Annotated in this window: 14 protein-coding genes and 1 riboswitch; all 14 genes read left to right on the top strand. The window is 32.0% G+C overall.

Features of this window, described 5'->3' with window-relative positions:
- Positions 1–75: 75 nt before the first annotated feature.
- The 14 genes from DWX29_RS11095 to DWX29_RS11030 all read left to right on the top strand — a co-directional run bounded on the left by DWX29_RS11095 (position 76) and on the right by DWX29_RS11030 (position 16318).
- A complete protein-coding gene (locus tag DWX29_RS11095; protein ID WP_118565863.1) occupies positions 76–1560 on the top strand; it encodes a class I adenylate-forming enzyme family protein in 1485 nt (494 codons plus the stop codon).
- A gap of 55 nt (positions 1561–1615) precedes the next feature.
- Positions 1616–3037 (top strand): SLC13 family permease, encoded by a 1422-nt coding sequence (locus DWX29_RS11090; RefSeq protein WP_118565862.1) that lies wholly within the window; start codon positions 1616–1618, stop codon positions 3035–3037.
- 120 nt (positions 3038–3157) lie between these two features.
- The gene (locus tag DWX29_RS11085) at positions 3158–4855 is read left to right on the top strand and encodes a DUF4886 domain-containing protein (protein WP_118565861.1); all 1698 of its coding nucleotides are present in this window, start codon (positions 3158–3160) and stop codon (positions 4853–4855) included.
- Positions 4856–5066: 211 nt separating this feature from the next.
- Positions 5067–5223, top strand: a riboswitch (FMN riboswitch).
- Positions 5224–5444: 221 nt separating this feature from the next.
- Positions 5445–6512: a bifunctional diaminohydroxyphosphoribosylaminopyrimidine deaminase/5-amino-6-(5-phosphoribosylamino)uracil reductase RibD gene (ribD, locus tag DWX29_RS11080; RefSeq protein WP_118565866.1), complete on the top strand. Its 1068-nt coding sequence runs from the start codon at positions 5445–5447 to the stop codon at positions 6510–6512.
- Between the two features lie 72 nt (positions 6513–6584).
- A complete protein-coding gene (ribE, locus tag DWX29_RS11075; protein WP_022089142.1) occupies positions 6585–7235 on the top strand; it encodes a riboflavin synthase in 651 nt (216 codons plus the stop codon).
- Between the two features lie 18 nt (positions 7236–7253).
- Entirely contained in the window at positions 7254–8456 is a 1203-nt protein-coding gene (locus DWX29_RS11070) for a bifunctional 3,4-dihydroxy-2-butanone-4-phosphate synthase/GTP cyclohydrolase II (RefSeq protein WP_118565860.1), read from the top strand.
- 288 nt (positions 8457–8744) lie between these two features.
- A complete protein-coding gene (gene ribE, locus DWX29_RS11065) occupies positions 8745–9206 on the top strand; it encodes a 6,7-dimethyl-8-ribityllumazine synthase (protein ID WP_022089144.1) in 462 nt (153 codons plus the stop codon).
- 62 nt (positions 9207–9268) lie between these two features.
- Positions 9269–9913, top strand: coding sequence for a nucleoside recognition domain-containing protein (locus DWX29_RS11060; protein ID WP_118565859.1), 645 nt, complete (start codon positions 9269–9271; stop codon positions 9911–9913).
- 71 nt (positions 9914–9984) lie between these two features.
- Positions 9985–11190 (top strand): hypothetical protein, encoded by a 1206-nt coding sequence (locus DWX29_RS11055; protein ID WP_118565858.1) that lies wholly within the window; start codon positions 9985–9987, stop codon positions 11188–11190.
- Between the two features lie 30 nt (positions 11191–11220).
- Positions 11221–12729: a prenyltransferase/squalene oxidase repeat-containing protein gene (locus DWX29_RS11050; protein WP_117910690.1), complete on the top strand. Its 1509-nt coding sequence runs from the start codon at positions 11221–11223 to the stop codon at positions 12727–12729.
- A complete protein-coding gene (locus DWX29_RS11045) occupies positions 12716–13219 on the top strand; it encodes a DUF4430 domain-containing protein (RefSeq protein ID WP_117910691.1) in 504 nt (167 codons plus the stop codon). The genes DWX29_RS11050 and DWX29_RS11045 overlap by 14 nt, the downstream gene beginning before the upstream one ends.
- Positions 13216–14112 (top strand): energy-coupling factor transporter transmembrane component T, encoded by an 897-nt coding sequence (locus DWX29_RS11040; protein ID WP_117910692.1) that lies wholly within the window; start codon positions 13216–13218, stop codon positions 14110–14112. Before DWX29_RS11045 ends, DWX29_RS11040 begins: the two co-directional genes overlap by 4 nt.
- The gene (locus tag DWX29_RS11035; RefSeq protein ID WP_117910693.1) at positions 14085–15710 is read left to right on the top strand and encodes an ABC transporter ATP-binding protein; all 1626 of its coding nucleotides are present in this window, start codon (positions 14085–14087) and stop codon (positions 15708–15710) included. Before DWX29_RS11040 ends, DWX29_RS11035 begins: the two co-directional genes overlap by 28 nt.
- On the top strand, positions 15677–16318 hold the full coding sequence (locus DWX29_RS11030) for an ECF transporter S component (protein WP_022089151.1): 642 nt from the start codon (positions 15677–15679) through the stop codon (positions 16316–16318). The genes DWX29_RS11035 and DWX29_RS11030 overlap by 34 nt, the downstream gene beginning before the upstream one ends.
- Positions 16319–16415: the final 97 nt, after the last annotated feature.

The raw sequence follows: 16415 nt of genomic DNA, 5'->3' as shown, positions 1-16415 counted from the left end.
ATAATTTTAGTCTTATAACTCCGGCATCTATAAATTTAGTAACATATGTTGAAGAGATAGTTTTAGGAGGATTTCATGAGTTACAATTCAATTTTGGAAGCGATAAAAACTAATTCAGAAATTAATCCCGGCAAATTATGTGTGGGAGACAAAAAGAATAAGGCAACATACGGGCAGTTTTGGAAAATGATAAATAAGGGAGCTGCTTATTTGGAAAAGAATGGTGTAAAAAAAGGTGACGTTGTAGTTTTAAGAGGCGCACAAAAGGTTGAATATTTATTTTCGATATTTTCAATTCAGCTTCTTGGAGCGATTGCATGTCCATTAGAAAAAGCTGTAAAAGAGGACAGAATTCTTGAAATTATGAATTTTGTAGAAACAAAGTATTTTCTTGATACTAAGAAATTAAAGGATACTTCTGCAGAATGCATTAGTTTAAAGGAAATGTTTAAAGAGGCAATGAATGATGAAACTGAATGTGATGTAAACAAGTATGAATTGCCTAAATCAGATGATTTATCAGAAATTTTGTTTACTACAGGTACTACAGGTAAGTCAAAAGGAATTAAGATAATCTGCAAAAACAATATAGCAATAGCGCAGAATGTAAGTGAAGCTATAGGAATAACTTCAGATGATGTTGAAATGGTTACAGCACCGTTAAATCATTCTATGGGACTTAGAAGAACATATTCCGTTTTTTATAAAGGTGGAACAGTTATAATGACTGACGGAGTAAAATTTGTTGAGGATTTCTTCAAATTATTGGACTTATACCATGTAACAGGACTCACATTTGCTCCTGCAATTCTTGAACAGTTATTGAAATTTGCAAAGGATAGATTTGGAACATATAGCGAACAGATTCATTATATACAGTTAGGTTCAGCACCTTTATCTGAAAAAGCAAAAGAAACATTAAAAGAAATGTTCCCAAATACAAAATTATTTAATATTTACGGCGCAACAGAATCTGGTTGTACTGTTAGTCTTGAATTTAGCAAATACGGAGATAAAAAAGGAAGTATTGGAATTCCAAACGTAAATGCAAATATAATTTTTGTAGATGACAATAGAAATATAGTTGATGCATCAGCAGAAAATCCGGGAAATCTTGCATTTAAGGGTGCAATGAACATGCCTGGTTATTTAAAAGAACCTGAAATTACTAAAGAGGTTTTAGACGATGAAGGCACTTTATATACAAACGACTTAGGCTATATGGGAGAAGACGGATTTGTATATTTACTTGGAAGAAAAGGCGATGTAATAAATATGGGTGGAATTAAGATTGCACCTTCAGAAATAGAAGAAGTTGTTGCACAGAACGAAATGATAAAAGAATGTGCATGTATTCCTATACCTGATGAAATTACAGGAGAAGCACCTAAATTATTTATAGTTATAAATGAAGGATATGAATATGATGAAAAAGCATTACATAAATTTATGACTGATAAATTAGAAGCGATAAGAGTTCCAAAAGTTGTTCAGGTAATAGATGAACTCCCAAGAACTTTTAATGGAAAAGTAATTAAACGTAAATTAAAAGAAATGTAACTTATAAATAGAAAATCAGAGTGATTTTAAGAGTATTTTGAGATGAGGAATTAAAATGACAAAGACAAAACAGCGTATTTATTTATTAATAGGACCGTTATTATTTGTTTTATGTTGTTTAGCAATACCGGAGAGTGCATTTCCGGCTTTAGCTGAAAGAGCAGCAATAGGAACGGTTGCATGGATGGCATTTTGGTGGGTAACAGCGCCTATCGATTATGCAGTAACAGCATTTTTACCAATAGCAATTAACGCTATTGTCACTATGTGCGATATGTCTGCAGTAATATCAAATTATGCATCTGAGACAATTTTATTATTACTTGGAGCATCAATATTGACTGTATCTTGGGAAGAAACAGGACTTGATAAAAGAATTGCAGCATCATTACTTGGATTAATTGGTGATAACTTAAGAATTCAGTTAATTTTCTGGTTTATGTTATCTACAGTATTATCTGCAATTTTACCAAATGCAGTAGTATGTGCAACAATTACACCTATTGCAGTTTCGATGTTAAAGTACATAGGTGAGGGTGATATTGAACATAGTAGAATTGGTTCAAAATTATTATTATACATAGCTTACGGTGCAGGACTTGGAGGATTGACATCACCACTTGGTGGAGCAATGAATCTTGTAACTGTTGATTATTTACAGCAGCTTACAGGAAAAGAATACATGTATATTTCATGGGTAATCCGTTTCTTACCAATTATGATTACATTACTTGTTATTAACATTGTTTTCATGATTAGGGATGTTAAAAAATCAGAAAGCCTTGGTGGATCAAAAGAATATTTTAGAAATGAATATAAAAAATTCCCACCAATGAGCATAGAAGAGAAGATTTCTCTTGGATTATTTGCAGTAGCAACAATACTTGCATTCACAAGACAGTTCTATCAGACATTATTACCAGGATTAAAACCGGCATATGTATTTATTATTTGTGCAATTTTATCATTCTTAATAACACGTTCTGATGGAGAAAGACTTATGCTCTGGAAATCAGTTCAGACAAAAATTATTTGGGAAATGATTTACATTTTTGCAGGTGGTCTTGCAGTAGGAACATTAATAAATGAATCAGGTGCAGCAGAAAGAATTGGTGAATTGGTTTCAGGAATGGGACTTACAGGTGGAGTTACAACAGTATTTGTAATTATAACAGTAACTTTACTTATGTCTGATGTAACATCAAATACAGCAACTGCAGCAGTTGCAATACCTATAGTTATATCTATAATAAAGGGAATGAATTTAAATCCAATACCTTACGTTTACATTGCATCAGTAGGAGTAAATTTATCTTATATGTTACCAACATCAATCAGAGCAATACCTGTTGGATATGGTTTACAGCCAAAGTATATGCTTAAAGAGGGTTGGAAAATGACAGTAATCATTATAATAGCAATGACAATAGTATGCTCATTATTGTTAAAATATTGGCCGGCATTTAGTACAACGTAAATATTTACAGATTAACTTAAGATGGAAACTAAATTAATGAAGTTTATATTTAATAATGTTTCCAATAACTAGTCGCCGACTAGATAGAGAGGCAATACATGTTAGACGAGGAGCAACGAAATGAAAACCAGATTTAGAAAATATAGTAAAATATTGTTCGGTGTAATTATGATGTTATATTTTGTGGCAGTAAGTAATAACGTATACGCCGATGATGTTCAATTTACACAGAAAACATATAAAATATTGTTTGTAGGAAACAGTCATACATATTACAATGATATGCCAAAAATGTTTAAAGGACTTTGTGATGCAGATAAAATAAATTGTGAAGTTACATCGATTACATCACCAGGATACAAACTTAGCCAGTTTGCAGATAAGACTAACATGTATGGAAGTCAGGTTTATCAGGCATTAACAAATAATACATGGGATTATGTAGTATTACAGGAAAACAGGGCAGTTTTAGTAGAAAAAGAAGAAGAGGCAGAAGCAGCAGTTAATACTCTATACACTTTAATACATAATGCCGGAGCAAAAATGGTTATATATGCAACACAGCCAAATAATATTGGAAGCACATTTAAAGTAGATTCATTATCATTGTTTTTATCAGATTTTCAGATTGAACAGATTTTAACAAGAAATAACTTTAAAATAGCTGATGAATATGATGGACTTGTTGCAGCATCAGGAACTAACTTTATGAGAGTAATGCAGGATTATCCTAAAATTACAATGTATAAAACGGACAATCTTCATCCATCAGTAACAGGAAGTTATTTGGCAGCATGTACTATTTACAATACAATATTCGACAGAAGTCCATATGGAAACAAGTATTTACCAAATAGTGAATACGATAAGGATAATCTGATATCAAAAGTTTCAATGAAAAATGCCCTTATAATGCAGAAAATTGCAGATAGCAGATTGAAAGTAGATAGTTATTATACAACTGTAAGTAAGGGACAGAATTCTAAATTAACAGCAACATTTACATCAACTCAGACAGATGAATCAGAGACTACTGAAGATACTACGAAAAAAACAAAAGATGAAACAAAAACTTCAGATGAAAAAGAGACAACAGTTACTGATAATAAAGATACTATATCAACATATACAAATAAAATAATGTGGGATGCTGTTGATGCAAACAGTATTTCAATTAACAGAATTACAGGTGAATTTACTGCATTAAAGGCTGGAAAATATCAGGTAATGTCAACAACAGACAGCGGTTTAATATGCTATTCAACAATTGATGTAAAACAGCCATCAACAGCTTTTAACATTAATGAAAGCAAGATTTTAAAAGTTGTAAAGGGATATGTAGGAAAATATACTACTACGATAGCACCTGATGATACAACAGATACAATTACATGGAAGAGTAATTATCCGGATATAGTTTCTGTTGATGCACAGGGAAATATACAGGCCAAAAAAGTAGGCATAGCAAAAATAACTGCTGTAACTACAAGCGGAATTAAGTCAGAACGTTATGTGCGTGTAAAGTTAAAGACACCAAGTAATGTAAAGTTGACAAAAAAGGTAAGAAAAGTTAAGAAAAAGAAAGTATATCGTGTAAATGTAAAATGGAGTAAAAATAAAAATGCCACTAAATATTATGTATTCCGCAAAAAGGAAGGCAAAAAGGTATTTAAAAGAGTCGCAACAACTACTCAGGCAAAATACATAGATAAAAATATTAAGAAAAATAAAACTTATTCTTACAAAATACAGGCGATATATTCAAATAGCAAACTTAACAGTGATAAAACAGCAGAGTATAACATAAAAGTTAAATAATAAAGTTTTAAGAATATTAGCAAATTATAAAAATTAATTATAAAGACCTCTAAAATGTGTAGATTATATACAAAAATCTGTTATTTTAGAGGTTTTTTACGTTAAAAAAATTAACATATATATATTAAAAAATGTTTAACAAAAATAGTTTATTGGAAATTTTGTTGACAAACAAAAACAAGGTGACTATACTTTAAGCAGAAATTAAATAAAAATTCTTCGGGGCAGGGTGATATGCATAAAGCATAAATTCCCAACCGATGGTAAGTGTACAGAGCGTAAAGATGCACGAGTCCGTGACCTGCGAAAGCAGCTGATTTGGTGAGAATCCAAAACCGACAGTATAGTCTGGATGGGAGAAGAATAGATAATGTAATTGTTCTTTATCAGGAATAAAATTAATCTGATTTTTAGAAATGTATTTAAATGATATGTAGTTTACATAACAATTAATCGGATTAAGATTTTGATAATAAATTACTAATAACCATACGCAATTAGGAATATGTAATGAACAGAATAATATACATTTGTATTTGTGCGAAAGCCCCTTTGAATGAAAGGAGGCTTTTTTTTGAACCCAAAATACATGAAAAGAGCTATTGAATTAGCAAAAAAAGGCATAGGTTATACAAATCCAAATCCTATTGTAGGATGTGTTGTGGTAAAAAATGATGAAATTATTTCGGAAGGCTATCATGAAAAGATAGGCGGATTTCATGCTGAGAGAAATGCATTAACAAATTGTAAGGAGGATACAACAGGAGCAGAGCTTTATGTAACGCTTGAACCGTGTTGTCATTATGGAAAGACGCCACCATGTACTGAAATTATCATAGAAAAAAACATAAAAAAAGTTTATGTGGGGAGTATGGATACTAATAAACTTGTAGCAGGAAAGGGAGTAAAAATTTTAGAAGAAAACGGAATTGAAGTTGAGTGCGGAGTATTAAAAGATGAATGTGACAAATTAAACGAAGTATTTTTTCATTATATTACAAATAAAACACCTTATGTTGTAATGAAATATGCGATGACGATGGATGGAAAAATAGCGTGTGAAAATGGTGATTCAAAATGGGTTACAGGTGAAAAGGCAAGAGAAACCGTTCAAAATATGCGAAAAAAGTATATGGGAATAATGGTTGGAATTAATACTGTATTAGAAGATAATCCAATGTTAAATTGCAGAATAGAAGAAAATGTTAATCCAATAAGAATTATATGTGATTCAAATTTAAGAATACCATTTGAAAGTAATATTGTTAATACTGCTAATAAGATACAAACAATAGTTGTTTGTACAAATGAGGCTGATACAGATAAACAAAAATATTTAGAAGAATGTGGGGTTGAAGTCGTAAGGCAGAAAAGGAAAGGAAGAGTTAATTTATCAGAACTTATGAAAACATTAGGTGAGAAAGGGATAGACAGTATATTGCTTGAAGGTGGCGGAACACTTAATGCACAGGCACTAAAAGAAAACATTGTAAATAAAATCTGTTGCTTTATAGCACCAAAGATTGTAGGAGGTGCAAATGCAAAATCTCCAATTGAAGGAAAAGGTGTCGAAAAAATGATGGAAGCATATAACTTAAGAAATTTAGAAATACAAAAAATAGGAAATGATATTATGTTAACCGGATATTTAAAATAAAGGAAAGAAGTCTAAAAGAAATATCAGAGGAAAGGAGATATACGTATTTTATAAAATACATAAAAATAGTAAATGTTTACAGGAATTATAGAGGAAACAGGTCAGATAGAATATGTTAACAGCAATAGTGAGAAATATCAGATTGGAATTAAATGTGAAAAGGTTTTAGAAAAAACAGTAGTTGGAGACAGCATAGCAGTTAACGGCATTTGCCTTACAGTCACAAAAATGTGGAAAAATGGATTTGAAGCGGATGTGATGTCAGAAACGTTAAAAAGAACCGGTTTAAATGGAAGCAAAAAAGGTACATGTGTAAATCTTGAAAGAGCTATGGCAGCAGATGGACGATTTGGAGGACACATCGTTAGTGGTCATATAGATGGAACCGGGATAATAGGAAGTATACGTGAAGATAAAAATGCAGTATGGTATGAAATTTTGGCAGATGATGAAATTATAAAATATGTGGTTGAAAAAGGGTCAATATCAATTGATGGAATAAGTCTTACAGTCGCTTATGTTGATAAAAAAGGATTTAAAGTATCCACAATACCACACACAAGGATAAGCACAAATTTAAAATACAGAAATGTTGGAGATACAGTAAATCTTGAGTGTGACATTATAGGAAAATATGTAGAAAAGCTATTAGGCTATTCAGAATGTAATGAAAAGAAAGAATCAAAAATTACAGAAAGCTATTTAATAGAAAATGGATTTTAAAGAAAGAAGGAATATAAAATGAGCAAAACAATAGGAACAATAGAAGAAGCAATTAAGGATATAAAAGAAGGAAAAGTTATTTTAGTAATAGATGACCCTGATAGAGAAAATGAGGGGGATTTGGTATGTGCAGCAGAATTTGCAACAACTGAAAATGTAAATTTTATGGCAAGTTATGCAAAAGGACTAATTTGCATGCCTATGGAAGAAGAACTTTGTGAAAAACTTGATTTGGAACAAATGGTAAAAGTAAATACTGATAATCATTGTACAGCGTTTACCGTTTCGATTGACCATGTATCAACCACAACAGGAATATCAGCGGTCGAAAGAGGAATTACGGCGAGAGCAATTGTAGATGATAATGCAAAACCTGAAGATTTTAGAAGACCGGGCCATATGTTTCCACTTAAAGCAAAAAAAGCAGGAGTATTAGAAAGAACAGGTCATACAGAAGCTACAGTTGATATTGTAAAATTAGCAGGACTTAAACCTTGTGGATTATGCTGTGAAATAATGAGAGAAGATGGAACAATGATGAGAACAACAGAACTTCTTGAATTTGCACAGGAACATAATCTTACGGTAATTACAATTGCTGATTTGGTTAAATACAGAATGGAAAGAGACAGTTCAGTAAAAAGAGAAGCAGTTGCAAAGATGCCAACGAAATATGGGAACTTTAATATCGTGGGTTATCAAAATAAAACAACAGGGGAACATCATGTTGCATTAACTATGGGAGATGTAGGAAATGGAGAGCCTGTTCTTTGCAGAGTACATTCGGAATGTCTTACAGGAGATGTATTTGGTTCTAAAAGATGCGATTGTGGACAACAGCTTGAGAAAGCAATGGAGATGGTTGCAAAAGAGGGAAGAGGAATAATACTTTACTTAAGACAGGAAGGAAGAGGAATAGGATTAATAAATAAACTTAAGGCATATGAGCTTCAGGAACAGGGACTAGATACAGTAGATGCAAATCTAAAACTAGGATTTCCGGCAGATATGAGAAGCTATGGAATGGGAGCACAGATTTTGGCAGACCTTGGAGCAAAAAAATTAAGAATTATGACAAATAATCCGGCAAAAATTACAGGCTTGTCAGGATATGGAATCGAAATAGTAGAGAGAGTTCCAATACAGATAGAGCCACAAAAATATGATGAATATTATTTGAGAACAAAGCAGTTAAGAATGGCACATATGACAACTTACTAAGATTATTTGCTGAACCCGATTTCTTAAATTTAACGAAATAACGCTCGCGCTGCTTGTCGCTCGTAGCGGTTCTAAAGTTTTAGCACACAGCCTGACTTTGTAACTTACAGTTTCAAGTCAGGCTATGCACCAAAGCTTTGAACCGACGGCGACAAATGCTATTTCTTTTAAATTTAAGAAATCTGGTATAAGCAATTTAGTGTTAAGTGTAATAATGTCAGAACTTATAATTTAAACCATACTTTAAAAAACTGACATCAAAATATATTATACAAGAGGAGATTTAAAATGAGAACTTTAGAAGGAAAATTAGTAGCAGAAGGATTAAAAATTGGTATTGTAGCAGCAAGATTTAATGAGTTTATTGTAAATAAACTTGTAAGTGGAGCAGAGGATGCGTGTGTTCGACATGGAGTTAATGATGACGATATTACATTAGCGTGGGTTCCGGGTGCATTTGAAATTCCTATAGTAGCAAAGAAAATGGCTCAGTCAGGAAAATATGATGCCATTTTATGCTTAGGAGCAGTAATTAAAGGCTCGACAGATCATTATGATTATGTATGTGCAGAGGTAAGCAAAGGAATTGCAATGGTAGGAATGGAAACAGGAGTGCCTACAATGTTTGGAGTATTAACAACAGACAACATTGAACAGGCAATAGAAAGAGCAGGAACAAAAGCAGGAAATAAAGGATTTGATGTTGCATGCTCAGCAATTGAAATGGCAAATTTAAATCGCATGCTATAAATTATGTAATTATTATGTCTGACTTGCGTAAAATATAATAATAAAATATAAGGAAAAATTAAGTGTTAAATTATATTTGGGCAGGCATGATTATAATATCAGTGCTTTATGGAATGGCAACAGGCAGGATGGAACAGGTAGGAAATGGAGCAATAGAATCCACAAAAGAGGCTGTGAGTATGTGCATTACAATGCTTGGAATTATGAGCATGTGGATGGGATTTATGAACGTGGCTTCTAAAAGTGGAATGATAAAAAAACTGGAAAAAATACTTGAACCGATTATTATGTGGCTGTTTCCGGGTCTGCCTCATAACCATAATGCAAGAGAACCGATAGTAACTAATATAATTGCAAATATATTAGGCTTGGGATGGGCGGCAACACCGGCAGGACTAAAAGCAATGGAGGCATTAGCAGAAAATCCATTAGAACAGAGTGGATACGTATTAAGTGAAAATAAATCAGAGATAAAGAGGCAAAGAAAAAGAAAGTGTACATTTCCAAAGCATATTGCAACTGATGAAATGTGCACTTTTTTAGTATTAAATATTTCTTCACTTCAAATTATTCCTGTAAACATTATTGCGTATAGAAGCCAATATGGTGCAGTAAATCCGTCAGCAGTTGTGCTTCCGGCAATTATTGCAACAAGTTTCAGCACAGGAGCAGGGATATTGTGGTGTAAAATAATGAGTAGAGAGTAATGTCAATCGTTTGACATAACTAATTGATTATTATAAAATTAGTTGATTAATTATACATGGAGGAAATGACAATGAGAAATACAGTAAAAAAAGCAATGGCGATAGCAATTGCAGTCTCAATGACAACAAGTATTGCAACAGTAGGTTATAACAAGATTCAGGCACAGGAAACAAATAAAACAGTAACTTTTTCAGTAGAAAAGTTTACAATTGGACAGGGTTATGTAGTTGAGCCTGTAAGCGTTGAAGTTAGTGACGATATGACAATATCTGATGTATTTGAGAAAGTAATGAATGAAAAAGAGATTAAATATACAGGTTCAAAAAACTATGGATATTTATATTTGCAAAGCATAGAGAATGCTGATACAGGAATTATTGACATACCGGAAGAAATAGCAAAAATGCCTTCTTATGAAAGTTCATATGAGTATGAAGGAGAAACTTATACAACATCATATTCAGCTCCGTCAAATGAAAAAAATGATGGTAATACACAGCCAAACAATGGTTTAGGAGAATATTCATATAATAGTATGGCTGGATGGATGATTTCTGTAAACGGAGATAATGATAATGGAAATCTTACACCGGCAGATATTGTAAAAGATGGTGATGTAATCAGATATCAGTTTTCAGTATATGGATGGGGAGCAGATGTTGGATTAAGCAATTATGCAGGAATGGAACCATTAAAGGTTGCCGATAAAACAACTCTGACAAAAGAATTAGCAAAAATTAATAAAAATAAAGCAGTATGGATGAATAATGAAAATGTTAAAACTGCGTATGAAAATGCAATTAAAGTTGCAACAAAATTGATGGCAACTCAGGATGAAGTTGATGAGGTGGTTGCAGAATTGAAGAAAGCTGAAAACGAAACAACTACAGTGCAGGATGCGACAACAGTGCAACCTACAACAACAATTCAGCCTACAACAGCAGTGCAACCTACAACAACAATTCAGCCTATAACAACAGAAATACAGACATTAGGAAAAGCAACTGTAAACTCAGTAAAGAAAGTAAAAGCAGGAAAAGCAAAAATTTCAATTAAGAAAATTGCAGGTGCAGAAGGATATCAGTACAAATACTCTTCAACAAAGAATTTCAAAAAAGGAACAGTAATTGTAAAGACTACTAAAAAGAATGTTTTAATAACAAAGAAATTTAAGAAAAATCAGAAATGCTACGTTAAAGTAAGAGCTTACAAAACAGTAAATAAAGTAAGGGTTTATGGAAAATGGAGCAAAGTTAAATCAGTAAAAATTAAGTAATAAATATTTATATTAAACAAGAGGAAACACATGAAAAAATTATTAGCAACAATTGCAATATTCTTTATGTGTGTCTCAACTTCAGTTATGGGAAGTCAGACACCGTCAAAGGATGATATAGAAAACACAATAAATAAAATTTCATATTATCAGATGAATACGGTAAAGAATCCGACGTATGGAAGCGTAGGCGGAGAATGGACGGTGTTTGGACTTGCCAGATGTGGAAATATTAATGATGAATATATAGAAAAATATGTAAGCAATGTATCAAAAGCAGTTACAGAGAACAAAGGAATTTTATCAACAAGAAAATATACTGAATATGCAAGAACAATTATTGCATTAACTGCAATTCAAAAAAATCCTCAGAATTTTTCAGGATATAATTTATTGCAACCTCTCGCAACATTTGAAAATATAATGATACAAGGTGTAAATGGAGCTGCTTACACACTTATGGCTTTTGATTGTGGCAATTATGAAATTCCGGACGCAACGACAGGAAAACAGACAACAAGAAATAAGTTAATTGATTTCTTAGTAAAACAACAACTGAACAATGGCGGATGGAATTATATGGGAACAGAAGCAGATGTTGATGTGACTGCCATGGTTATTCAGGCACTTGCTCCATACTATAATGAAAAACAAAATGTAAAAGAAAGCATTGATAAAGGACTTGCAATTCTTAGCACTTTACAGAAATCTGATGGTGCATATGGAAATACAAGTGACTCAAACTGTGAAAGTACAGCACAGGTTTTAACTGCATTATCTGAAATGAGAATAAAAATTGATGATAGCAGATTTGTGAAAAACGGCAAAACCGTATATGACGGTTTAATGACATTTTATAAAGATAATGGTGCTTTTTGCCATACGAAGGGAAAAGGCGCAAATCAAATGTCTACAGACCAGGCAATGTATGCAATAACAGCTTATTACAGAAGTATATCAGGAATGAACAGACTCTATGATATGAGTGATGGAATTATTAAAATAGAAAATACAAAGGTAGAAACAACTAAGGCAGATAATAAAGAAGAAATAAAAAGTAGTGCGTCTGATAAAAATAAGAATGATGCAAATAACAACGATAAAAACAATTCTACAAGTAAGAACACAAAAAAGAATGCATTATCAAATTCAAAAAATAATAGTAAATCAAATGGAAATACGTTAAATAATAGCGATGATACCGACAATAGAGAAAATAATGAATCTAAGAATAGAAAAGATAACAATGTAGAAACGGAAGAAAATACTAATACTACAGATAACTTAGAAAATGCTACAGATGTTTTAGAAAATAATGATGAAGAAAATAAGATAGCTACAGACAATAATAAAGAAGAAACAGAAAATAAAAATTCAGTTAATAATAAAGAAAATGTTACTAAAGAAACAAAACACAAAAATAGAAGACCTTATATTATACTTATTTTTGGAATATGTTGTGGTATAGCCGGGAAATTTGGATTTGATGTTTATAAATATAAGAAGAAAAGAGTGACAAATAAAGATGAACAAAACTAATTTGAGAAAATTAAGCATATGTATAATTACAATACTTATGACATTTTCCTTGTGGGGCTGTGGAAATAGTAAAAGTGTAAAATCTGAAAAGGCAACACAAAAATGTACTTTGTATGTGACTTGTATAAATGCAATAAATAGTAACAAATTACAGGATAATATACGAAAAGCACAACCAAAAGATGGCGTGATATATGAGACAAAGGAAGTTAAATTTACAGAAGGGGAATCCTGCTTTGATATTTTAGAGAGAGAATTGAAAAATGAAGGAATACTGATTGAAAGTAGCATAACGCCGGCAACAAAAAGCGTATATATAGAAGGAATTAATAATTTATACGAATTTGACTGTGGAAAACAGTCAGGTTGGATGTATACTGTAAATGGAGATGTACCAAATGTAAGTTGCAGTGAGTACAAGATTAAAGAAAATGATGAAATAAAATTTCAATATACATGTAATTTAGGAGAGGATATAGAAAAGAAATGAGAGAAGAATTCGGAAGATTTCACCCGGTAGTAAATATATTATTTTACGCATTTATATTGGGAATTACTATGTTTGTGAATCATCCGATTATGATATTCATTTCTTTTTTATTTGCCACGGTTTATTTTGTAATTGTATACAAAAACAAAAAAATAAAAAAGTTAACAGGGTTATTAGGCTTGTTTATTTTTGCAGGGCTGATAAACCCTCTTTTTTCTCATAGAGGAATGACGGTGCTATTCTTTTTGCCAACAGGAAATGCAGTCACTTTGGAATCTATTATATATGGAATGTTTGCAGCAGGAATTTTAGTTACGGTAATGATTTGGATTTTTACATTTCAAAAAATAGTAACGGAAGATAAAATTATAGCTGTATTTGGGAAGATAGTACCTACGCTTGCTTTAATTTTTTCAATGGTATTAAAATTTGTACCGGCATTTGTGGCTCATGCAAAAGAAACTTCGGATGTAAATAGAGTTATGGCAATTGCAAATGGAAGTGATATTAACAAAATGAATTTTATTCGAAAAGTAAAAATGCAGGTGAAAAATTTCTCAATTACAGCAACATGGGCATTGGAAAATTCAGTGGATACGGCTGATTCGATGGCATCAAGAGGCTACGGAGTAAAGAGAAGGACAAATTTTAATAATTATAAATTAACATTAAGGGACATAATCGCCTTGATATGGATTATATTTTTGGGCGGAATTGTAGTTTTAGGGTGTATATTTGGATGTGTCAAAACACACTACTATCCGATGTTCTATATAGAAGAAAATAAGTACGCAACGTTGGTTTACATAACATATTCAGCACTTTGCGCAACACCAATTTTAATAAATATTATGGAGGAGATAAGATGGCTCAGATTGAAATCAAAAATTTAACATTTAAATATGCTATGGCAGATTCTTCATGTTTAAAAAATGTTTCATTAAATATAGAAAATGGTGATTTTGTTGTTGTATGTGGAAAATCAGGCTGTGGAAAGACGACATTGCTCAGATGTTTAAAAAGTGTACTTACTCCAAATGGAGACAAAGCTGGGGAAGTCTTATTTGAAAATAAAAAAATTGAAGAAGTTGATGAAAGAACTCAGGCAATGAAAATTGGATTTGTAATGCAGAATCCTCAACAGCAGATTGTAACGGACAAAGTATGGCATGAGCTTGCATTTGGTTTGGAAAACATGGGAATGGCAAGAGAAGAAATAGGGGCAAGAATTGGCGAGACAGCAGAATATTTTGGAATAGCAAAATTATATGAAAGGACGACAAACAGCCTTTCAGGCGGACAAAAACAGTTACTTAATCTGGCGGCAGTTATGACAATGCAGCCTAAAGTAATAATTTTAGACGAACCTACAGCTCAGTTAGACCCTATAGCGGCAGAAAAATTTATTCAGATGTTACATAAAATAAATGATGAACTTGGAACTACGGTTATTATTTCTGAACATAGATTAGACCAGTTGTTACCTGTTTGCAGTAAAGCCGTAGTTATGAAAAATGGAGAAATTTTAGCTGATGACAATAGTTATAAAGTCGCAGATAAACTTTATAATACAGAAGAATTTCAATTTATGCCCATACCGGCTCAAATTTATAAAGAGATTGGAGAATTATCTGAAAATATTCCACTTACAGTAGGTCAGGGAAGAAAATGGATTGAGAATTATGTAAACCAAAATCAGATAATAAAAGAAAATATAGCAAAACAAAATAGATTAATCAACTTAGAGTATGAGAATAAAGATAAAAATAAATCTGCGAAAGACATTGCAATCAGTGGAAAAAACATATGGTTCAGATATGAACGTGATAGAGCAGATATAATTAAGGGGATTAGTGTTAATATAGAAAATGAGCAGATTTACTGCATATTAGGAGGAAACGGTGCAGGAAAATCAACATTAATCAAAATATTGTGTGGAATATTGAAGCAATATAGAGGAAAAGTAAAAATAAATGGCAAAATTGTGTACATGCCACAGAATGTCCAGACAATGTTCCTTCATGACACGGTTATAGATGAGGTTGATGGAAATAAAGATATTTTAACAAAACTAAATCTGGATAAATATGAAAAAACACATCCATATGATTTGAGTGGAGGCGAGCAGCAAAAGCTTGCAATGGCAAAGGTGTTGTTGTGTAATCCTGATATTTTACTTTTAGATGAACCAACAAAAGGAATTGATGTAATTTATAAAAAAGAAATGGGAAAAATAATTCTTGATTTAAAAAAACAGGGAAAGACGATTGTAATAGTAAGTCATGACGTGGAATTTTGTGCAGAATATGGAGACAGATGTGCTATGTTTTTCCAAGGAAAAATTATTTCAGAAAGCAGTATAAGAGAAATGATTTGCACAAACAGATTTTACACAACAGTTTCTCATAAAATGGCAGGAGAATTAATTGAAAAAGCAATTACAAAGGAGGAAGTGGTATGGTCAATGACAGCCGGTTCTATTACGGAGTAGGTTTATTAATTATACTTATTTCATTTGTTGTATTTGCGTTAGGATTTGAAAAAAGAAAACCGAGGGCAAGAGAAATAGTAATGCTTGTGTGCATGATTAGTTTTGCAGTTATCGGAAGAGTTATTTTTTACATGACTCCACAGGTAAAACCTTGCGCTGCAATTATAATTATTACAGGAATTGCATTAGGTAAGAAGGCAGGATTTTTAACAGGAGCCATGACGGCATTTGTGTCAAATTTTTTTATGGGTCAGGGTCCCTGGACACCATGGCAAATGGTAGCCTTTGGACTTTTAGGATATATTTTTGGGATTGCATACAGTAAAAGGAATGTGGGAAGTTATATTCCTAAGAAGCAAAAAAATTTTATTTGTTTTATGGGGATGCTTGCAACAATAGTTGTTTATGGTGTTATTATGGATACGGCAACAGTTCTTATGTCTACAGACAGTCCAAGTGTTCAGGCTTTTATAACAGCTTATACTGCAGGATTTATTATGAATGTAATACATGGTATATCAACTTTTATATTTTTATGGTTTATGTTAATTCCGATGCTAAAAAAGATTGATAGAGTTAACATTAAATACGGAATGTATGTAAAATAAGTAGCAAAAAGTATTTACAAAAAACGAGTAAAAATAACACAAAAACAAGTAAAATAAATATGATTGACATTTGTAAACAAAGTGTTAAAATAAACGT

This window comes from Eubacterium sp. AF19-12LB (assembly GCF_003479125.1).
Classification (GTDB): domain Bacteria; phylum Bacillota; class Clostridia; order Lachnospirales; family Lachnospiraceae; genus Eubacterium_U; species Eubacterium_U album.
This window is presented reverse-complemented; position numbering and strand designations above follow the sequence as displayed.